This is a genomic window from Nonomuraea sp. NPDC051941, assembly GCF_044593615.1.
On sequence record NZ_JBIUCF010000020.1, the window covers coordinates 44,514 to 64,293 of the forward strand.

The following is a 19,780-nucleotide window of genomic DNA, read 5'->3' on the forward strand; positions in this document are numbered from 1 at the left end:
ATGCAGTTATACCCCTGGGGACTCTGAGGCGGTCAAACTTCCTTTACGGACACGTGCTCGGGCCGCACCCCCAGCCCGATGAAACGCCGGGCCACCCGCCTGAGCAGGGGGATCCGCGTGAGGTCGCGGGGCATCCTGGACGGGTCGAGCCTGTTGCTGAGGGCCCGCTTGATCACCAGATTCTGGACCACCCGCTGGGCCGCCTGCGTGACGCGCGTGGGCGGCATCCGCCGCTTCTGCACCAGGCGCAGGGTGGATTCGGGGATCGGCGCGCCGGACCTGAGCGAGCCGGCCAGCAGGTTGGCGGTGGCGACCGCGTCCTGGACGGCCAGGTTGATCCCCACCCCGAACACCGGCGACATGGCGTGCGCGGCGTCCCCGATGCACAGGAATCCGGGCCGGTGCCAGCGGTGCAGCCGGTTGAGCGCGACGGTGAGCACGCTGACGTCGTCGTAGCTTCCGATCTGCCCGATCCGGTCGGCCAGCCACGGCAGCAGCGTCGCGACCGGCTCGCGGAGCGCGTCGATCCCGGCGCGCACCAGCTCGTCGAACCCGCCCTTGGGGATCGCGTACGCGAGTTGCCAATAACTTTGCCGGTTGATGGACACCATCATGCGTCCGCCGGAGATCCGCAGGAACGAGTCGTCACGGTCGGACGGGTGCCGGGGCAGCCGGAACCACACCACGTCCATCGGCGCGCCGAGCTCCTCCGGCACGAGCCCGGCGCGCTCGCGCAGGGTCGAGTGCCGCCCGTCGGCGGCGACGGTGAGGTCGGCCCTGATCTCGTGCTCGCCCGACTCGTCCCGATAGCGCAGCCCGCGCACGGTCTGGCCGTCGCGGATCAGGTCGTACGCCTCCGCGTTCATCAGCAGCCGGAAACTCGGATACCGGGCGGCGGCCGACGTGATGAGGTTGAGGAAATCCCATTGCGGTACGAACGCGATGTAGTCGTACTTGCCGGGCAGCCCGCGCAGGCTCGCCAGCCTGGCGTCGCCGCGGTCGGTCACCATGCTGATCCCGTACGCCTTGCGATGGGGGATCTTCAGGAACTCCTCGGCCAGCCCCAGCTCGTCGAGGACCTGCAGTGTGGACGGATGGATCGTGTCGCCCCGGAAGTCACGCAGGAAGTCGCCGTGCTTCTCCAGCAGCGTGACCTCGACGCCTGCCCTGGCCAGGAGCAGCGCCAGCATCGCGCCGGCCGGTCCGCCCCCCGCTATTACACAGCTCATAATTCATCACCCGATGAGATTGTCTCACGCCATGAGAAAAGAGCAAGCCCCGCAGCCATCCGACATGCCCGAGCCGCCGAAGTACATGCGTGAGCCGCCTCTCACAAAGGGAGTGGATGATGACGGACGACCTCCACACCCTCTCGGGCGCCTACGCCGTGCACGCACTGCCGTACGCCGAGTGGGTGCTGTACGAGGAGCACCTGCTGGCGTGCTCGGCCTGCTGGATGGAGGTCCGGCGGCTGCGGGAGACGGCGGCCAGGCTCGCCGAGGCGGTGGCCGAGCCGCCGCCCGCCACGCTCCGGCAGCGCCTGCTCGCTGCCGCCCACGAGCTGCGGCGGCCCGAGGAACGGCCGGAGCGGGGGTCAGGAGCGGTGCCCGACGACAGCCCGACCATCTGGCGGCCCCCGGCGTCACGCACGCCCGCAGCCCCGCCTGTGGCCCCGCACGTACCCTCATCCGCGCCCCCGTCCGCGCCCCCGTCCGCGCCGGAGGACTCGCCGACGCTCAGGATCCCGCCCGAGCCCGAGCAGTACCCCCCGTTCAGGACCGCGCCGGAGCTCCCGGCGGCTCACGAGGGCGGCCGCGTCGTGCTCCTCAGGCGCCGCCGGGCCAGGGTAACGGCGGGCCTGGCGGCCGTGGCCGCGGCGGCCGCGGTCGCGCTCGGCGCCGTCGCCGTGGACGCCCGCCGCGACCTGAGCGACCTGACCGCCAGGAACGACGAGGTGATCGCCGTGCTGGCCGCGCCCGACGCCGAGACGGTACGTCAGCCCGCCACCTCCGGCGGCACCGGCACGGTCGTGATCTCCCGCGCCAGGGGACGCATGGTGTTCGCCTCGTCCGGCCTGGCCGAACTGCCCGGCTCCAAGGGATACGAATTGTGGCTGATGGGCCCGGACGGCCCCCGCCCCGCCGGGATGCTCGACCGGGCCGAGAGCGGCCTGACCGCACCGCTGCTGATCACGCCGGAGCGGGGGGACGACCGCGTGGCGCTCACGGTCGAGCCGGCGGCCGGTTCCGGCAGGCCCACGACCCAGCCGATCCTGCTGGCCGAGCTCCCTGAGGCCTGACACGCAGTTAGGGACTTGGTCACGCGCGTTTGATCGTAGATAGTGCAGGGCATGCGTATCTTCGCGGCCCTGGCGCTGGCCGCCGCACTGTTACCCGTGTTACCCGTGCCCGCGGCGGCCGCCGCGGCGGGCGCGGCCACCGTGGTGCCCGTCCAGGTCACGGGCTCCCCGGCCAGGCGATTCAACCTGATCATCATGGGGGACGGCTACACCGAGCCGGAACAGGCCAAATTCCGGGCCGACGTGGACCGGCACCTCAACGTGATGTGGTCGATTGAGCCGTTCAAGACGTATCGCAACTACATCAACATCTACCGCGTGGACATCGTCTCCGGCGAGTCGGGCATCAGCTGCGACCCCGGGCTGGACTCGCCGAAGAAGGTCACCCCGCTCGGCATGGGCTTCTGGGGCCGCTGCAACCCCGGCAGCGTCCAGCGCCTGATCACCATGGACAACACCGCCGCCACCCGCTACGCCGACCTGGTCACCGGCACCTCCTCCGGCAACCGGCAGATCCTCGCGCTCGGCAACAGCGGCACGTACGGCGGCGCCGGCGGCTCGTACGCCACCGCTTCGGGCAGCAACAGTATGTCCGCCCTGATCAGCCCGCACGAGCTGGGCCACTCCCTGGGCGGCCTCCAGGACGAGTACGACTACTACCAGCGCGGCGTCCCCGGCGGCGCCTACCCCGGAGCCGAGCCGTCCAGCCCCCACCACACCCTGCTGACCGAGCAGCAGCTGAAGGACCAGCAGAAGAAGTGGTGGCGCTGGCTGGGCGAGCCCAGCGAGTCGGGCGGCCCCATCGGCCGCTACGAGGGCGGCCTGTACTACACGACCGGCGTCTGGCGGCCCAGCCGGCACTCGATGATGAAGACCCTCGGCTACGCCTACGACCAGGTCAGCCGCGAGGTCATGGTCCAGCGCATCACCGCCAAGACCATGGTCATCCAGGACGCCACGCCCAACCAGCAGCCCGTCGGCGCCGACCGGGTGCTGTGGGTCGAGCCGATGCGCCCCGTCGGCCACTCGCTGACGACCACCTGGAACGTGGACGGCAAGGACCTCGCGAGCCACGAGGACGCCCTCGACCTGCGCACCCTCGGCCTCGCCCCGGGCACGCACACCGTCACGGCCACCGTCTCGGACCCGACCGAGTTCGTCAGGGACCCGGCGATCAGGGCGGCCATCACCAAGTCCCGCACCTGGACGGTGGACACGTCGCTGACCACCCCGCCGGACGGCGCCGAGCCCGCGTTCGTCTCCTCCACCCCTACCGACCGGCCGCTGGGCCGCGCCGACGTCGTGTACGTGGAGACCACCCATCCGGCCGCGACCGTGCCCGAGGTGACGTGGACCGTGGACGGCCGCCCGGCGGGCACCGGCACCGACCTCGACCTGGGCAGGCTGAACCTGCAACCGGGCACGCACGCCCTCACCGCCGCCCTCGGCGGCCAGACCCTCAACTGGCAGATCGACGCGAGCCGGCCCGCCACCCGCTACGAGCTGTCCGAGCCGCTCGCCGCGGTCGGCGACGCCTACGTCTACAACGGCCCCTTCTCCATGCGGCTGGCGGGCGAGGACGACCGCGGCGGCTACGTGGTCTCGGAGTCCAGGGTGGACGGGGACGGCTGGTTCAACTACTTCGGCTGGCCCACCTCCTCGGAGCTGCCGTGGACGTTCAGCGAGGAGGGCACGGTCATCGACTCCCTCGTGTACGGGAAGCTGCCGCGCGGCCGGCACACGATCGAGTACCGCTCGATCGACGCCGCGGGCAACCAGGGCACGCCGAAGAGCTTCACCGTCACCACGATCGCCCCGCCGCCCGCCTGCACCCGCACGGTCACCGGCGTCTACCAGGGCGCCCTCGTCGCCGCCGACGGCGTCACCTGCCTGGACGGCGCCCAGATCAGCGGGCCCATCACGGTGAAGCCCGGAGCCTCGCTCGTGGTCAAGGGCGGCCGGATCGCCGGCACGCTGACCGCGGCGCAGCCCGCCGCCGTACACCTGCTCAAGGCCTCCCTCACCGGCGCGCTCAACGTCAGCGGCGCCAAGGCGCTGACCATCGTGGGCGCCGACCTGCGCGGCGCCGTCCTGCTGACCGGCAACACCGCGCCGATCCTGTCGGGCAGCACGATCAGCGGCGCGCTGCTGTGCACGGGTGACAAACCCGTCGACCTCGGCGTGCCCAACAAGGGCGCGAGAGCGTGCATCCGGCTAGCCGCGGCCGCCAGGGGAGGCGCCTACGAGGCGGTCGAGCACCGCGGTAAGTGAGCCGAACGAGGCCTCGCGGAGCCTGGCGTACTCCTCCTCCGGATACTGCCGGGGTCCGTTCTCCACCAGCAGGATCAGGTAGAGGTAGGCGCGGTAGAGGTCGATGCGGGTGCGCGCCGCCGGGGTGAGCTCCAGCGGCGTCACCTCGCGGTAGCCCGCCAGCAGCGGGTCGTCCTCCGCCAGCTCGCCGAAGATCGTCGGCGTGACGAACTCGGCGAGCGGGTCGCCCCAGAAGGCCCGTTCGTGGTCGATGATGGCCTGGATCCGGGGCGGGCCGCTGACGTCGAGGAAGACGTTGCCCGGCCAGACGTCGAAGTGCACCAGCCGCGGCGTCGTCACCTCGTCCAGCACCGGCGACGCGGCCTCGATCAGCGCCATGATCTCCCCGGGGGAGCGCGGCAGCGGTGTCGGATAGCGCTCGGTGTCGCCGACCAGCGCCCCCACCATCGCCAGGAACGCCTGCCGCCAGGTGGCGCCGACGATCCCGGCATGCGGGTAGCCGAAGACCTCGCCGCTCACCGCGTTGAACCTGGCCAGGTGGCGGCCCAGCTCCCGGCGCAGCGCCTCCTCGCCCTCCGGCTTGACGTCGTTCCACGAGACCCCGTCGAGCGCGTCGAGCAGCAGGTAGTCGCCGCCCAGCACCGGGTCGTCGAACTCGGCGCGCAGCAGCGTCGCCACCGGCACGCCCGCCTGCGCCGCCAGCTCGTACGCGGCGGCCTCCATGCGCAGCAGGTTGCGCTCGTAGCTGAGCTGGTCGAGGTCGGGCGGCGGGGACAGCTTGAGCACCACCTCGCGTCCGTCGTCCAGCTTGAGCCGCCAGACGGCGTTGGCGTAGCCGTCGGTGAGCTCGGTGACGGCCACGACACCCGTGCCCAGCGCGCGGCGGAGCAGGGCGTCGAGCTCGGCGTCGGATAAGCGGCGCTTGGTTCTACTGTCCACGGGAGCCTTTCACGCTGACTGCCGGCGTACCAGGTGGGTGTCGAGGATCACGACCGGCTGGCGCAGCTCCTCGCCGTTGATCCGGGCCACCAGCAGCTGCGCCATCTGCCGGCCCATCTGCTCGGTCGGCTGGTGGACGGTGGTCAGCGGCGGGTCGGCGTGCAGCGCGGCCTTGGAGTCGTCGAACCCGATCACCGCCACGTCCTCCGGGATCGCCCGCCCCGCCGCCTTGAGCACGCGCATCGCGCCCAGGGCCATCGGGTCGGACGCGGCGAAGACCGCGTCGAGATCGGGATGGCTCGCCAGCAGCTGGGTCATCGCCGCCGAGCCGCTCTCCTCCGAGAAGTCGCCGTACACCACCAGCTCCGGCAGCCCGGCGGGCAACAGCGCGTCGCGATAGCCGGCCAGACGGTCGACGCCCACGCCCATGTCCTGGTGACCGGCGATGGTGGCGATGCGCGTGCGGCCGAGGCCCAGCAGGTGTTTGACCGCCTGCCGGGCCCCCGCCCGGTTGTCCATGTCGACGTAGCTGTAGGGGTCGAGCCCGACGGGCCGGCCGCCGAGCACGGTCGGCACGCCCATCTCCTCGAGCCGCCCCGGCAGCGGGTCGGCGCCGTGCAGCGACAGGAGCAGCACGCCGTCGACGTGCTGCCCGGTCAGGTAGTGCTCCAGCCGGTCGTACTCCTCGGTGGTGCGGGCCATCGCCAGGATGAGCTGCAGCCCGGTCTCCGACAGCGCCGAGCCGATGCCGCGGATGGTGCCCGCGAAGAACGGGTCGTCGAACACCCGCAGCTGCGACTCGGACACCACCAGGGCCACCGCGTCGGTGCGGCGCGTCACCAGGGCGCGCGCCGCACGGTTGGGCACGTAGCCCAGCTCGCGGATGGCCAGCTCCACGGCCTCGCGGGCCTTGGCGCTGACGTTCGGCGAGCCGTTGATGACTCTAGACACCGTGCCCCGGCCCACCCCGGCCCGAGCCGCGACTGCCTCAAGAGTCGGTCGGTTCATGGCGCCTATTCTGCCGGATGATCTCCGAGTACCAGAGCGCGCTGTCCTTGATCAGCCGTTCCTGCGTCTCGAAGTCCACGCGCACCAGGCCGAACCGCTTGCCGTAGCCCCAGGCCCACTCGAAGTTGTCCATCAGTGACCAGGCGAAATAGCCCTCCAGGGGCACGCCGGCCTCGATGGCCGACTTGCAGGCGCCGAGGTGCGCCTCCACGTACGCCTGCCGCTCCCGGTCGTGGATCCGGCCGTCCTCGATCACGTCCTCGAAGGCGGCGCCGTTCTCGGAGACCACCATGGGGATCGGCGGGTACTCCCGCGCGATCCTCGTGAGCACCTCCACCAGGCCGCTCTCGTCGATCTCCCAGCCCATCGCGGTGACCGGGTAGCCGGCGCTGACGAACGACACGTGCTCGCTGCCCACCCACGGCGAGGCCGAGTCCGTGGGGGCCGCCGCCGCCGACTGCCTGCCGCCTGGTGCTCCCGAGACCGTGAAGCGGCTGTAGTAGTTGACGAGCAGCAGGTCGATGGGTGCGTTGATGGTCTTCATGTCGCCGGGCTCGATGAAGTCGATCTCGAGCGGCAGGTCGGCCAGCACGTCCTCCGGGTAGCGGCCGGTGAGCAGCGCGTCCAGGAAGAACCTGTTCTGCAGCCCGTCGATGCGCCGGGCGGCCTCCAGGTCCTCCGCGCTGTCGGTCGCGGGGGTGACCGCGTACAGGTTCACGCAGCCGCCGACGCGCCGGGCGTCCATCGCCTGCACGGCCAGCCCGTGCGCCAGGTTGAGGTGGTGCGCGCCCCTGATCGCGTTCTGCGGCTCCCGCCTGCCGGGGGCGTGCTCCCCCGAGGCGTAGCCGAGGAACGCGGCGCACCACGGCTCGTTGACGGTGCTGAAGGTGTGGATGTGGTCCTTCAGCGCCTCGTGCACGGCCGCGGCGTAGTCGGCGAAGCGGTAGGCCGTGTCGCGGTTGGGCCAGCCGCCCTTGTCCTCCAGCTCCTGGGGCAGGTCCCAGTGGTAGAGGGTGAGCCAGGGGTCGATGGAGTGCCGGCGGAGCTCGTCGGCGAGCCGCTTGTAGAAGTCCAGACCCTTCTGGTTGGTCTGGCCGGAGCCGGTGGGCTGGATGCGGGGCCAGGAGACCGAGAAGCGGTAGGCCGACAGGCCCAGCTCCGCCATGATCCGGACGTCTTCCCGGTACCGGTGGTAGTGGTCGATGGCCACGTCCGCGTTGTGGCCGTTGAGAATCCGGCCCGGCGTCTTGGTGAAGGTGTCCCAGATGGAGACGCCGCGCCCGTCCTCGTCGACCGCGCCCTCGATCTGGTACGCCGAGGTCGCCGCGCCCCACGTGAAGCCCGCAGGGAAGCGCAGCCCGGCACGCGTCTGTTCCTCTTGTGTCGTCACGCCTTGACCGCACCTTCCATGAGACCGCCGACGATCTGGCGGCCGAATGCGACGAATACTGCGATGAGCGGAATGATGGACAACGCCGTTCCCGCGAAGATCAACGTGTAGTTCGTGGAGAACCTGGCGTTGAGCGAGGTGATCGCGATCTGCACGGTCGGGTTGTCCGGGGTCAGCACGATCAGCGGCCACATGAAGTCGTTCCACATGAGCATGAACGTGTTGATGCCGAGCACCGCCATGCCCGGACGTACGGCGGGCAGGACGACGTTCCACCAGATCCGCAGCGTGGCGGCGCCGTCCACCCGGGCGGCCTCGACCAGCTCCATCGGCACGGCCTGGCGAGTGTACTGCGTCATCAGGAACACGCCGAACCCGTTGAGCAGGTACGGGAGGATGACCGCCTTGAGCGTGCCGGTCCACTCCAGGCTCACCATGAGCCGGTAGAGGGGCACCACGCCCATCTGCTGCAACGGCACCGCCATCGTCAGCAGCACGAGCACCAGCAGCAGGTTCCTGCCCTTGAAGCTCAGGTTCGCGAAGGCGAAGCCGGCCAGCGTGGAGATGATCACCACGGAGACGGTGACGATGCTCGACACGATGAACGAGTTCGTCAGGCCCAGCAGGAACTTGGCGTCCTCGTTGTTGAGCACCGCGACGATGTTCTCGCCCAGGTTCCCGCCCGGCAGGAACGGCGGCGGCATCGCGACGGCGTCGGCGTTCGTACGGGAGGCGATGACGAGCATCCAGTACAGAGGGAACGCCGACAGCAGGACGGCCAGGGCCAGCATGAGCCGGGTGGCGAGGGTCGGGGAGAAGTTGTTCATCGGGTGCCCCCGATCCTGCGCACGAACAGGAAGTTGATCGCCGCTCCTATGAGGATGAGCAGGAACAGCAGCCAGGCGGCCGCCGCGGCGTAGCCGTAGTCGAACTCGCGGAAGCCCTGCTTGACGATGAACATGGCCACCGTCTGGAACTGTCCCTGCGAGCCGCCGTCGACGTTGCCGTTGTAGAACGTGGTCGGCTCGGAGAACAGCGTCAGGCCGCCGATCGTGGAGTTGAGCACCACGAAGATCATCGTCGGGCGCAGCATCGGCAGCGTGATCTGCCAGAACTGCCTGCGCCGCGACGCGCCGTCGATCGCGGCGGCCTCGTACAGGTCGCGGGGGATCGTCTGCATGCCGGCCAGGAAGATGATCGCGTTGTAGCCGGTCCAGCGCCAGTCGACCATGGTGGCGATCGCGATCCACGACGGGAGGCGCTCGGCCCGCCAGTTCGTCTTGTCCACGCCGAACCCGCTCAGGATCCAGTTGACCAGGCCCCAGTCGCGGGCGTACAGCTGCGTGAACACCACCGCGACCGCGACCACCGACGTGACCAGCGGCAGCAGCACGCTCATGCGGATGGCCAGGCGGAGCTTCAGGCGCTTGTTCAGCGCGTTGGCCAGGAGCAGCGCGAGGATCATCTGGGGGACGGTGGCGAGGATGAACATGCCCACCGTGTTGACCACGGCGTTCCAGAAGTCCTCGTCCGCGAGCAGGGCGGTGTAGTTGCCCAGCCCGGTCCACTCCACGGTCCCGGCCAGGTCGTAGTCGTAGAGCGAGTAGTACAGGGTGAAGGCCAACGGGAACAGCCCGAAGGCGGCGAACAGTAGGAAATAAGGGGACACCAGGGCGTACGGCATCGCTTTGACGTCGAATCGTGAACGCCAGCGGTGGCCGGGCGGACGGGCGCGGCGATGGTTGTTCCGCGCCGCCCGCGGAAGGGTGTCGAGGCTCATAACGGAACCTTTCGGCAGCTTGTCGTCGGCAACACGCCCGGCCCGCTGCTCGCGGGCCGGGCGGGGAGACTAGCCCGCGGCCTTCACCGCGTCGTCGACCAGCTGCTGCCAGGCCTTGTCGTACGGGACGGAGCCGTCGTCCATGCCCTGGATGACGGACTCGATGGCGTTCTTGACCTGGGCGTGCTTCACGCCGAGGAAGACCGGCTGCAGGCTCGACGCGGACTTGGCGAAGATCTCACCGATGGGGGCGTCGTTGAAGAACTCGTTCTTCGCCCCCTGCACGGCCGGGTCCTGCTGGGCCTTCGTGTTGCTCGGCATGTTGCCGAAGTCCGTGAAGATGCTCGCCTCGGTCTGCGCGTTGGTCAGGAAGTCGGCGACCATCGCGGCTTCCTTCGGGTGCTTCGACTGCTTGGGCACGGCCAGCCAGGAGCCGCCCCAGTTGCCGCCGCCGCCCGGCACGCCGGCCACGTCCCACTTGCCCTTGCCGCCGTCGCCGGCGTTGCCGCTGACCACGCCGAGCATCCAGGACGGGCAGCCGACCGTGGCGAACGCGCCCTTCTGGGTGCCCGCCGCCCACTCGTCGGTGAAGTTGCGCAGCTTGGCGGTCAGGCCCTGCTGGCTCATCTTCGTGGCGAAGTCGAAGCCCGCCTTCACCGCCGGGTTCTTGTCGACGATGAGGTTGTTGTCCTTGTCGAAGTACGTCACGTTGCCGTTCTTGGCCGCCTCCTGGTAGAGGACGACCTGGTAGAGCGTGTTCGTGCCGTCGGCGAACTTGGTGCCCTTGACCTTCGACTGGAACGTCTTGGCGACGTTCATGAACTCGTCCCACGTCGGCCAGAGCGCGCTGACCTTGTCACGCTCGGTCGGCAGCCCGGCCTTCTTGAACAGGTCCGTGCGGTAGCAGAGGCTCATGCCGCCGATGTCGGTGCCCAGGCCGAACAGCTTGCCGTCGGCCGTGACGCCGTTCTCCCACTTCCACGCCGGGAAGTCCGCCTTGCGGGACTCCAGGCCGTACTCCTTGAGGTCGGCCCACCATTCGGGGTGCGCCTTGGCCAGGCCCATGCCGCCCTCGTCGATGCCGACCACGTCGCCGGCGCCGTTGCCGGCCTGCAACCACTGGATCATCTGCGGCCAGTACTGCTGCTCGAACTGGTCGGTCAGGTGCTCTTCCTTGATCTGGATGTCCTTGTGCTCGGCGTTCCACTTCGTGATGGCGTTCTTGTAGCCGAAGTTGGTGCCGCCGCCAAAGGTCTGAACGCGGATGGTGACCGGCTCAGCCGCCGCGGAGGAGGCGGGAGCGCTGCTGGACCCCGTGGCGGTGCCGCCGCCGGAGCTGCAGGACGCGACGGTCAGCGCCGCCACGGCCAGGGCAGAGGCCGCGGCGAGACCGCCGCGACGCTTGCTGATCATCATGGGTGGACCCCTTCTCGGGTGAATGTTGGGGGAGTGCACCGCGGCTCGCGCTCCGCCGCGGTGGGATCTTTGGGAGCGCTCCCACAAAGGGTGCACTTACGTGGTCTGCACGTCAATCCACCGAAACGCAACCGTTACCAATGAGGCGGTTTGTCACTCTAGAACCGGATTTTTCGCGTTATACCTCGCAAAAGGCTGCTTGGGAGCGCTCCCACCTCAAGAGGCATCTTTTGTGTCGCATCAAGGGCATGTCACCCGCACCCACCACGCTTTCTCCCGGTCACACCACCAGTGAGAACCCCAGTCGGAAGCCCGGGGCCGCACCCGTGGTTCGGGGCGAACAGCACGGCCTTCCGCAATGAGGGCGCTGCGCGCGACGGAGCTCCAGACAGCGCCTCCCAGGAGGCTCACGCCCCCCTTCGACCCCCCACCCTGTGGGTCGCCCGCCCTATGCGCGGCAGGCGGTGGCGCGTTCCCGGAGGAGGGTGCGTTCGCGGGCGTTGCGGGTCATGTCCGCCGCCCTTTCGAACTCGGTCCGGGCCTCCTCCTTCCGGCCCAGCTTGAAGAGCAGGTCTCCTCGTACGCTCGGCAGCAGGTGATAGCCCTTGAGGGACGGCTCGTCGGCGATCTGGTCGAGGAGTTGGAGGCCGACCGCCGGGCCGTAGGCCATGGAGAGGGCGACGGCCCGGTTGAGCTCGACGATGGGGGAGCGGGACAGCTTGGCCAGCGCCTCGTACAGGCTCGCGATGCGTACCCAGTCGGTGTCCTCCGGGTTGAGGGCTCGCGCGTGGCAGGCGGCGATGGCGGCCTGGAGGGTGTAAGGGCCGAGCGTGCCGTCCCCGAGCTTCTCGGCCTGGTCCAGGGCGGTGAGGCCGCGGTGGATGAGGAGCCGGTCCCAGCGGGCGCGGTTCTGGTCGAGGAGGAGGATGGGCTCGCCGGACGGGCTCACCCGGGCCGCCGATCTGGAGGCCTGGATCTCCATGAGGGCGACCAGGCCGTGCACCTCCGGCTCCTTGGGCATCAGGCCGGCCAGGACCCGGCCCAGCCGGAGCGCGTCCTCGCACAGGGCGGGACGCATCCAGTCGTCGCCGGCCGTCGCCGAATAGCCCTCGTTGAAGATCAGATAGATGACCTCCAGGACCGATTCCAGGCGCGCCGACAGCTCGGTCGCTTGGGGGACCTCGAAGGGGATCTCCTTGTCGGCCAGGGTCCGTTTGGCGCGGACGATCCGCTGCGCCACCGTGGACCCCGGGACCAGGAACGCCCGGGCGATCTCGTCGGTGGTCAGGCCGCCGAGCACGCGGAGCGTGAGGGCCACCCGGGCCTCCACGGAGAGCGCCGGGTGGCACGCCGTGAACACCAGCCGCAGGAGGTCGTCCTCGATCTCGTCCACCTCGGGCAGGTCCTCGTCCGTGTCGAGCCGGTGGCCGAGCTCGATCAGGTTACGTTCGAGGCGTTCGTTCCTGCGGATCAGGTCGATGGCGCGGCGCTTCGACACCGTCATCAGCCAGGCGCCGGGGTTGCGGGGCACGCCGGTCTCCGGCCACTGCTCCAGGGCGGCGACCAGCGCGTCCTGGGCCAGCTCCTCGGCCAGGCCGACGTCGCGCACCAGCCCGGCGAGCCCGGCGATGAGCCGGGCCGCCTCGATCCGCCACACCGCCTCGATGGCCCGATGGGTCTCCGTTCCACGGCGGGAGGTGGCCTGGTCGTCGGTGTCGGAAGCCGTCACCGGCCCATGAGAGCAGCACGAAGGCGCCGCTGGCAACCCGCGTCCCGTCTCCTGAGCGCGTGCCTGACAGTGCCGGGGCGGGCGCGTGCGGGTGGGTCAGGGGTTGGGCGTGTGGGCGCCGAGGCGGTCGCGTAGTGCTTGTTCGTGTTCCCGCTCGTCCGCGGGCAGCGAATCGTCCGGTACGTCCGAAGCGTCGAACACCCGCCACACGTCCAGCCCGATCCCGTCGTGCCCCGGCGGCACCGGCACGCGCATCGCCCATTCGATCGCCTCTTCCCGGGACTTGACCTGGATCAGCCAGAAGCCGGCGATGAGCTCCTTGGTCTCGGCGAAGGGGCCGTCGATCACGGTCGCCTTGCCGCCGCTGTACGCGATCTGGGCCCCCTGCGAGCTCGGGTAGAGCCCTTCGGCCGCCAGCAGCACGCCCGCCTTGGTCAGCGCCTCGTTGTAGGCGTGCATGTTGTCCACGACCTCCTGGCTGGGCAGCGCCCCGGCCTCGGTCTCCGCGTTGGCCTTGCCGACGATCATGAATTTCATGGGTGTCTCTCTTTCGTCCGGTTCGAGCTCTCGTCGAACGCGTCGAACGGCGACAGGCGGGATCGACACGTACGCGAGAGATTCAATGCGCGAACAGCCGGGCCGCGATGCCGTCCAGAACGTACTCGAGCCCGGTCTCGAACTGCCAGCCCGGCCGGTCCTTATGCCTGCCCTCGTAGATGTACTGCCGGAAGCCGGGGTAGCGGCCGGTGTCGAGGAGGTACGTGAGCTGCGGGGCCATGCTGAGGTAGACCTGCTGCTCGCTGGACCAGCCCTGACCCGCCATGAGCCGGCGCATCGCGATCTCGGCGCCGGTGACTCCCTGCGTGTAGGAGCCGACGGTGTTGACGACGGCCATCTTGGTGTCGGCGTCCAGGTCCAGGCCGTCGACGGCGCGCAGCGAGCGTTCCGCCACCGCCAGGCGGTTGGGGGTGACGGCGAGCATCGCGCTCGGCGGGAGCTGGGCGAGCCAGAGGTGCTTCAGCATCAGCTCGCGCGTCCTGACGGCGATCTCCCGCAGCGTCTCCCGCCATCCCGCCGTCTCGCCGGGCAGCTCCAGCTCGCCGTAGGCGTGGTCGGCCATCAGCTCCAGCAGCTCGTCCTTGCCCGACACGTACCGGTACGCGGCCATCGGGGCGACGCCCAGCTCGGTGGCCAGCCGCCGCATGGTGATGGCGTCGAGGCCCTCCGCGTCCGCGACGCCCACGGCGGCGGTGGCGATGCGGTGCGGGGACAGGGTCTGGCGGGGGGCGGGCGCCGGGCGCTCGAGGCGGGCCCACAGCGGAGGCCTGTCATCGGGCTTGCGCGGGGCAGCCATGGATCACCCTCCTCTCGACGAATTGTGTACAACGTATCAGAAGTAGACGACGTACACGCTGATCTACAATGTAAAGGCGCCGAGCTGGTCGAGAAAAGCGCGTGCGGTCGGGGCGCAGTCGTCCGCCGACGGAACGGCCAGGGCCAGCGAACGGGTCATCTTCGGCTCCAGGGGCCGGGTGGCGACGGTGCCCAGGTCGGCGGGGAGGCCGAGGGTCGGGACGATGCTGACGCCCAGCCCCGCGGCCACCATCTCCAGGATGGCGGCGGGCCCGCTGGCCTCGAAGGCGACGTCGAGCCGTACCTGGGCCGTCAGCGCAGCGCCCATGATGAGGGGACGGCAGCCGGCGGTGGTCAGGATGAACGGCCTGTCCTCCAGATCGGCGAGAGTGACGGCCGGGCGGGCGGCCAGGGGGTGGTCGGCGGGCAGCACGGCGACCATGTCGTGGGTGCTCAGGTGGACGGTGTGCAGGCCGGGCGCGGGCAGGGTGACGACGCCGACCTCGGCGGCGCCGCGGTGCAGCCATTCGCGGATGTCGTCGTCCATGCCCTCGAAGAGGCGTACGCGGACCTGCGGGTAGCGGTCGGTGAACGCGCGCAGCAGCTTGGCGACGAGCGTGCCGGTGGCGCTGGGGAGACTGGCCAGGCGGAGTTCGCCGGTGATCTGGCCGCCGGCGGCGGCCACGTCGGCGCGGATGAGGTCGAAGTGGCGCAGGGTCTCGCGGGCGCGGGCGAGGGCTCGCCGGCCGGCCTCGGTGAGGGCGATGCCGTCGCGGTGGCGGACGAACAGGGCGGCGCCGAGCTCGCGTTCGAGGGCGGCGATGGCGCGGCTGACTGCGGGCTGGGACATGCCGGTGTGCTCGGCGGCGGCGGTGAAGCCGCCGTGTTCGGCGACCGCGACCAGGGCCCTAAGCTGCGCCAATGTCATACCGGCATACCTTAATTGGTATTTGACCGGGACACTTCCAGAACATGATGGTTATGCCCATGTTCGAGCGAATGACGATCGAAGTCGACGGCCGCGTGGCCAGTTATCTGACGGCGGGCGAGCGGGGCCCGGTGGTGTTGCTGTTGCACGGCACGTACTGGAGCCGGGTCTGGGCGTCGGTGATCGACGGGCTGGCGGCGGCGGGGCTGCGTCCTGTGGCGGTGGATCTGCCGGGGCTGGGGCGTTCCGGCGGGGAGTTGACGGCGGAGACGGCGGCGGTTCCGGCGCTGGCGGCGTGGGTGGCACGGTTCGCGGCCGCGGTCGGCGCGGGGGAGCGGCTCTCGGTGGCGGGGCACGACATCGGCGGTGCGGTCGCCCAGCACCTGCTGGTGGAGGGGAGGCCAGAGGTGCGGCGGCTGGCGCTGGTCAACTCGGTCACATACGACTCCTGGCCGGTGCCCGGCGTGGCCCGTTACCGGGATCCGGCCGTGGTGGCGGCCACGACCGTGGAGGAACTGCTGGCCGCCCGCCGCAAGGCGGTCACCACCGCGCTCGCCCGGCCGGCCACCGAGGCGGAGCTGGCCGATTACCTTGATCCGTGGAACGACCCGCGGGTGGGCCGGTCGTGGATGGCGCTGGCGGGTGCGGCCGACAGCCGTTACACGCTGGACCTGGTGCCCGCACTCAAGGCCGATGGGACGCCGAAGCTGCTGGTGTGGGGGGAGGACGACACGTTCCAGGAGGTCCGGTACGCCGAGCGCTTCGCCGCCGAGGTGCCGAACACGACGCTGGTGCGTGTTCCCGGGGCGGGGCACATCCCGATGGAGAACGATTCGGCCGGGGTCACCCGGGCGCTGGCGGAGTTCTTTCTCGGCTGAGACCACTGCGGGCGACGAGGGCGACGGTGGTGAGCAGGGCCAGGGCGGCCGCCAGGGCGGGTGCGGGGCCGGTCGTGAGGTGGAGGAGGGCGCCGGTCAGGGCGCCGAGGAACATCGCGGCAATGGAGGCGGATCGACGCAGGGCGGCCCGGCCCGGCGTGTCGGCGGCCAGGCTCGTGAGGGTCGTGGTGAGGACGTTGGTGACCAGGTCGGGTACGCCGAGCGCCCGTACGGACGCGTTCTGCAGGCCCATGCCGCAGGCGAGCAGCACGATGAGGGCCGCCTGGGGCCAGGTTGTGCGGTGTCCGGCCGTGAGGGCGACGGCGAGGGCGGCGGCGACGAGGAGCGCGTGTACGGCGGTGGCGGCGGCGAACGCCCGTCGCGGGTTTGCGGTCCGCCTGATCACCCGGCCCGCGCTCCAGGCGCCGGCTCCGAAGGCGACGAGGGCCGCCGGGGAGGCCCATCTGGACATCTGGGCCTCCCCGGCCAGGGCGAAGCTGAGGAAGACGATGTTGCCGGTCATGTTGGCGACGAAGACGCGGCCCAGGCCGAGGAAGCTGACGGCGTCGACGAGGCCGGTGACGAAGGCGAGGAGGATCAGCAGGGCGGGCAGGACGCCGTGCGGGTTGGCGCCGCGCGGGAAGAGCTCGTCGGCGACCCGTCGCAGCCCACTCCGCACCAGCCTTCCGGGGCGTCTGCGTGCGGCTGGCATGGTGGGCGGCTCCTTGGCGAGGTCGCGGGCGGTTCGCCTCGGGTCTTCCCCGGTGACGGGCCGCCGCACTCGCGGGGGTGAAACGCGACGGCCGAACGGCACCGATCGCCGGGTTCCGCTCGGCACGCCGCCGCACTCGCCGGGGGCGAAACGCGACGAGCGCGCGTCCCGTTGCGGGACGCGCGCTCGTTCGGCGCTGGGGGAAGGCCGGCCAGGAGCTGCCTGGGGGAGTCCGGTCAGTAGGCGCCTGGGGGAAGTCCAGCCTGGAGGGGGACGGTCCGGTCAGGAACGGTACTGGGGGTAGCCGTAGCCGACGACCTGGGACTTGGGACGGACGCGCTCCTCGACCTTGCCGTTGCCGGTGTTGCCCTCGACGGTCGAGATGGTGCCGTCGCCGTTGTCCTTCTCGACGAACCCGACGTGCTTGATGTCGTTGAGGTTCTTGCTGCCGCTCCACGAGAAGTACACGATGGCGCCGGGCTTGGCCTCGGTGCCGAAGCGGTGGTTGGCCTGGAACCACTTGGCGTGGGCGACGGTCCAGGCGTCCCAGCCGATCTGCGAGCGGGCGCCGGTCTGATCGCCCACCCAGGAGACGAACATCGCGCACCAGGCGGCGTTCAGGTAGTCGGCGCGGCTGCCGCCGTCACGGGCGATGGTCTCCGCGGCGCGCTGCGAGTTGGCGTACCAGCGCTGGAACTTGGTGCCGCCGCCGGCCGCGTTCTCGGTGATGCCGACCTGGGACTTGGCGAGGGCCAGGACCTCGCCGGCGGTGGCGCTGACCTTGGCCTCGCGCGAGCGCTCGGTGTGGTCGGCGACGGTGGCGGTGCCGGCGACGGTGCCGATCGGCTGCTTGTCCGCTGCGGTGGCGCTGGTCATGTGGGCGCCGAACGCGGTCCCGAGGATGGTGGCGCCGAGAAGGGCGCGGGCGATGTTGGTCTTCGCAGCGGAGGTAAAGCGGATGTTGGCCATCGAGGGGGTTTACTCCTTGCTTCCATGCCGCTTACCGGGTTAGCTGACGGGTTCGGACGTGGAAGCTGCCCTACGGCACCGAAGTGCCGATTCACCCCAAAGGACGTGGGTCCCCGGTTCCGCCCGAGGGCGGATTCAGCGGTCACAGGACGTTCCTGTGATGTGTCTTGCGATGGTCGGACAAGTCCGGACAAACCGGACGTATGCCTCAAGAATGCCTCAAACGTAATGCATAAGGCAAGAGCGTTACAAATCGATAAAGGCCCAGCTAGGCGACCTGCCTGCGAGCCTCGGCCAGAAGCCCCATCATGGCAAGGGATTCGTCGAGCGGCATGATCGAACTTTCGGTCCTGCCTTCGGCCGTCGCGGCCCGGACCTCGCGGAGCTCCCCGGCGTACCCGTTGTCGGCCGGATCGAGGATGTACTCCTCCGGCTCCATGGAGGGCCCGGAGAGCAGAATCCGCGGCGTAGCCCAGAACGGTGCCTGGAGGTCCGCCCGCATCTGAGTCCCTACAACACTGGCATGGTTCGGGTAATTCCCGAGCAACGAAGTCTCCACGAGAGCCTTCCTGCCACCGGGGTAGAGCAGCACGCCGCCGGCCTCCGCGTCGACGCCGTTGGGCGCCAGAGTGCCGGTGATCCGCAGGTCGGAGGGCATGCCGAGGATCAGCTGGGCCAGCCCGAACGGGTAGATCCCCAGGTCCAGGAGCGCTCCGCCGCCGAGCTCCGGCGCCCACAGCCGGTGCTCCGGGTCGTAGGGCTTGGCGAAGCCGAAGGAGGCGTGCACCGAGCGGAGGTCGCCGAAGCGCTCGTCGGCCGCGATCTTCTGGACGAGCGGGTTGAACCGCATCCACATCGCTTCCATCAGGAACACGCCCGCCTCGCGCGCCAGGCGTACCATCTTCTCCGCGTCGTCCACGGTGGCGGCCAGCGGCTTCTCGCACAGCACGGCCTTGCCCGCGGCGATGGCGACCTCGGCCACCTCCAGGTGCTGGGCGTGCGGCGTCGCCACGTAGATCGCGTCCACGGCCGGGTCGGCGCAGAGCCGCTCATAGGAGTCGTACGCGGACTCCGCCCCCAGAGTGGCGGCCAGTGCCTGCGCCCGCCCCAGGTTCCTCGATCCGACGGCGGCCACCCGCATGCCCGGTTCGGCCGCGATGGCCGCCCCGACGGTCCGCGCGATATTCCCTGTCGCCGCTATGCCCCACGCAAAATCCCGCACGCGGGCGATCGTAGACGAGTCAGGTCATGTTGAACGTGTCGGGGTCGGGTCCGATCCGCTGACCCCTGTTCATCGCGCCGATGGCCGCCATGTCCTCGGCGTCGAGGATGAAGTCGAAGACGCCGATGTTCTCGGCGATGCGCGCCGGGGTGACCGACTTGGGGATCGCGACGTGGCCGAGCTGCAGGTGCCAGCGGAGCACGATCTGCGCGGGCGTCTTGCCGCACTTGTCCGACAGCTTGGCCAGCGCGGGGTCGTTCAGCAGGCCTTGGCCCTGCCCGAGCGGGCTCCACGCCTCGGTGAGGATGCCGTTGGCCTCGTGGAAGGCGCGCAGCTCGCGCTGCTGGAGGTACGGGTGCAGCTCGATCTGGTTGATGGAGGGCACGAGGTCGGTCTCGTTCATGAGGCGGGTGAGGTGGGCGATGCTGAAGTTGGAGGTGCCGATGGCCTTGGCGCGCCCGTCACGGTAGATCTTCTCGATCGCCTTCCACGCCTGCACGTACTTGTCCTGCTGCGGCACCGGCCAGTGGATGAGGAAAAGGTCGATGTAGTCGAGGCCGAGGCGGGCCAGGGACTCGTCGAACGCCGCCTCCGCGCGGCCGTGGTCGGCGTTCCACAGCTTGGTGGTCACGAACAGCTTCCGGCGCGGCAGCTCACTTTCGCGTACGGCCTGCCCCACGCCTTCTTCGTTGCCGTACGCGGCGGCGGTGTCCACGTGCCGGTAACCGGCCTTGAGCGCGGTCGTGACGGCCCGCGCGGCCTCGTCGGCGGGGACCTGCCAGACGCCGTAGCCGAGCTGCGGGATCTGCACGCCGTCGGTGTTGAGCATGAGCGAGTTCATACTCTCCATTGTTCACGTCGCGTTTCTGGTGGCTTAAGGCGGCGG

General features: G+C 70.2%; 18 protein-coding genes and 1 riboswitch. Of the genes, 3 read left to right on the plus strand and 15 right to left on the minus strand.

What is annotated here, in order from left to right; genetic code table 11:
• Positions 1–32: 32 nt before the first annotated feature.
• Entirely contained in the window at positions 33–1,229 is a 1,197-nt protein-coding gene (locus tag ACIHFD_RS30850) for an FAD-dependent oxidoreductase (protein ID WP_397369854.1), read from the minus strand.
• Between the two features lie 116 nt (positions 1,230–1,345).
• On the opposite strand from ACIHFD_RS30850, the gene ACIHFD_RS30855 reads away from it, so the two are divergent.
• Both ACIHFD_RS30855 and ACIHFD_RS30860 read left to right on the plus strand, forming a co-directional pair.
• Positions 1,346–2,299 carry an anti-sigma factor domain-containing protein gene (locus ACIHFD_RS30855; RefSeq protein ID WP_397369855.1) on the plus strand — a complete coding sequence of 318 codons (954 nt, stop codon included), beginning with the start codon at positions 1,346–1,348 and terminating at the stop codon, positions 2,297–2,299.
• A gap of 51 nt (positions 2,300–2,350) precedes the next feature.
• Positions 2,351–4,570, plus strand: a complete 2,220-nt coding sequence (locus tag ACIHFD_RS30860; protein ID WP_397369856.1) for a M64 family metallopeptidase — start codon at positions 2,351–2,353, stop codon at positions 4,568–4,570.
• On the opposite strand, the gene ACIHFD_RS30865 is transcribed toward ACIHFD_RS30860, so the two are convergent.
• The 10 genes from ACIHFD_RS30865 to ACIHFD_RS30910 all read right to left on the minus strand — a co-directional run bounded on the left by ACIHFD_RS30865 (position 4,514) and on the right by ACIHFD_RS30910 (position 15,113).
• Positions 4,514–5,509, minus strand: coding sequence for an aminoglycoside phosphotransferase family protein (locus ACIHFD_RS30865; protein ID WP_350726808.1), 996 nt, complete (start codon positions 5,507–5,509; stop codon positions 4,514–4,516). The two genes, ACIHFD_RS30860 and ACIHFD_RS30865, sit on opposite strands and share 57 nt — an antisense overlap.
• A 9-nt stretch (positions 5,510–5,518) precedes the next feature.
• Positions 5,519–6,517, minus strand: a complete 999-nt coding sequence (locus ACIHFD_RS30870; RefSeq protein ID WP_363964229.1) for a LacI family DNA-binding transcriptional regulator — start codon at positions 6,515–6,517, stop codon at positions 5,519–5,521.
• Entirely contained in the window at positions 6,498–7,907 is a 1,410-nt protein-coding gene (locus ACIHFD_RS30875) for a GH1 family beta-glucosidase (RefSeq protein ID WP_397369857.1), read from the minus strand. Before ACIHFD_RS30875 ends, ACIHFD_RS30870 begins: the two co-directional genes overlap by 20 nt.
• Entirely contained in the window at positions 7,904–8,734 is an 831-nt protein-coding gene (locus ACIHFD_RS30880; protein WP_350726814.1) for a carbohydrate ABC transporter permease, read from the minus strand. The genes ACIHFD_RS30875 and ACIHFD_RS30880 overlap by 4 nt, the downstream gene beginning before the upstream one ends.
• Positions 8,731–9,687: a carbohydrate ABC transporter permease gene (locus ACIHFD_RS30885; protein ID WP_397369858.1), complete on the minus strand. Its 957-nt coding sequence runs from the start codon at positions 9,685–9,687 to the stop codon at positions 8,731–8,733. Before ACIHFD_RS30885 ends, ACIHFD_RS30880 begins: the two co-directional genes overlap by 4 nt.
• Positions 9,688–9,756: 69 nt before the next feature.
• Complete coding sequence (locus ACIHFD_RS30890) at positions 9,757–11,103, minus strand: extracellular solute-binding protein (RefSeq protein ID WP_397369860.1); 1,347 nt, start codon at positions 11,101–11,103, stop codon at positions 9,757–9,759.
• 448 nt (positions 11,104–11,551) lie between these two features.
• Positions 11,552–12,832 carry an RNA polymerase sigma factor gene (locus ACIHFD_RS30895; RefSeq protein WP_397369861.1) on the minus strand — a complete coding sequence of 427 codons (1,281 nt, stop codon included), beginning with the start codon at positions 12,830–12,832 and terminating at the stop codon, positions 11,552–11,554.
• Positions 12,833–12,928: 96 nt separating this feature from the next.
• Positions 12,929–13,369, minus strand: a complete 441-nt coding sequence (locus tag ACIHFD_RS30900) for a YciI family protein (protein WP_397369862.1) — start codon at positions 13,367–13,369, stop codon at positions 12,929–12,931.
• Positions 13,370–13,451: 82 nt separating this feature from the next.
• On the minus strand, positions 13,452–14,186 hold the full coding sequence (locus ACIHFD_RS30905) for a TetR/AcrR family transcriptional regulator (protein WP_397369863.1): 735 nt from the start codon (positions 14,184–14,186) through the stop codon (positions 13,452–13,454).
• Positions 14,187–14,249: 63 nt separating this feature from the next.
• Positions 14,250–15,113 (minus strand): LysR family transcriptional regulator, encoded by an 864-nt coding sequence (locus tag ACIHFD_RS30910; RefSeq protein ID WP_397369864.1) that lies wholly within the window; start codon positions 15,111–15,113, stop codon positions 14,250–14,252.
• A gap of 71 nt (positions 15,114–15,184) precedes the next feature.
• On the opposite strand from ACIHFD_RS30910, the gene ACIHFD_RS30915 reads away from it, so the two are divergent.
• On the plus strand, positions 15,185–15,991 hold the full coding sequence (locus ACIHFD_RS30915) for an alpha/beta fold hydrolase (protein ID WP_397369865.1): 807 nt from the start codon (positions 15,185–15,187) through the stop codon (positions 15,989–15,991).
• Here the strand turns inward: ACIHFD_RS30915 and ACIHFD_RS30920 are convergent.
• The 4 genes from ACIHFD_RS30920 to ACIHFD_RS30935 form a co-directional block, all read right to left on the minus strand.
• Positions 15,957–16,703 carry a YoaK family protein gene (locus ACIHFD_RS30920; protein WP_397369866.1) on the minus strand — a complete coding sequence of 249 codons (747 nt, stop codon included), beginning with the start codon at positions 16,701–16,703 and terminating at the stop codon, positions 15,957–15,959. The two genes, ACIHFD_RS30915 and ACIHFD_RS30920, sit on opposite strands and share 35 nt — an antisense overlap.
• 282 nt (positions 16,704–16,985) lie before the next feature.
• A complete protein-coding gene (locus ACIHFD_RS30925) occupies positions 16,986–17,672 on the minus strand; it encodes a CHAP domain-containing protein (protein WP_397369867.1) in 687 nt (228 codons plus the stop codon).
• A 13-nt stretch (positions 17,673–17,685) separates the two neighbouring features.
• A riboswitch (cyclic di-AMP (ydaO/yuaA leader) is annotated at positions 17,686–17,823 on the minus strand.
• Between the two features lie 117 nt (positions 17,824–17,940).
• On the minus strand, positions 17,941–18,894 hold the full coding sequence (locus ACIHFD_RS30930; protein WP_364247212.1) for a Gfo/Idh/MocA family oxidoreductase: 954 nt from the start codon (positions 18,892–18,894) through the stop codon (positions 17,941–17,943).
• A 19-nt stretch (positions 18,895–18,913) separates the two neighbouring features.
• Positions 18,914–19,735 carry an aldo/keto reductase gene (locus tag ACIHFD_RS30935; RefSeq protein WP_364247214.1) on the minus strand — a complete coding sequence of 274 codons (822 nt, stop codon included), beginning with the start codon at positions 19,733–19,735 and terminating at the stop codon, positions 18,914–18,916.
• Positions 19,736–19,780: the final 45 nt, after the last annotated feature.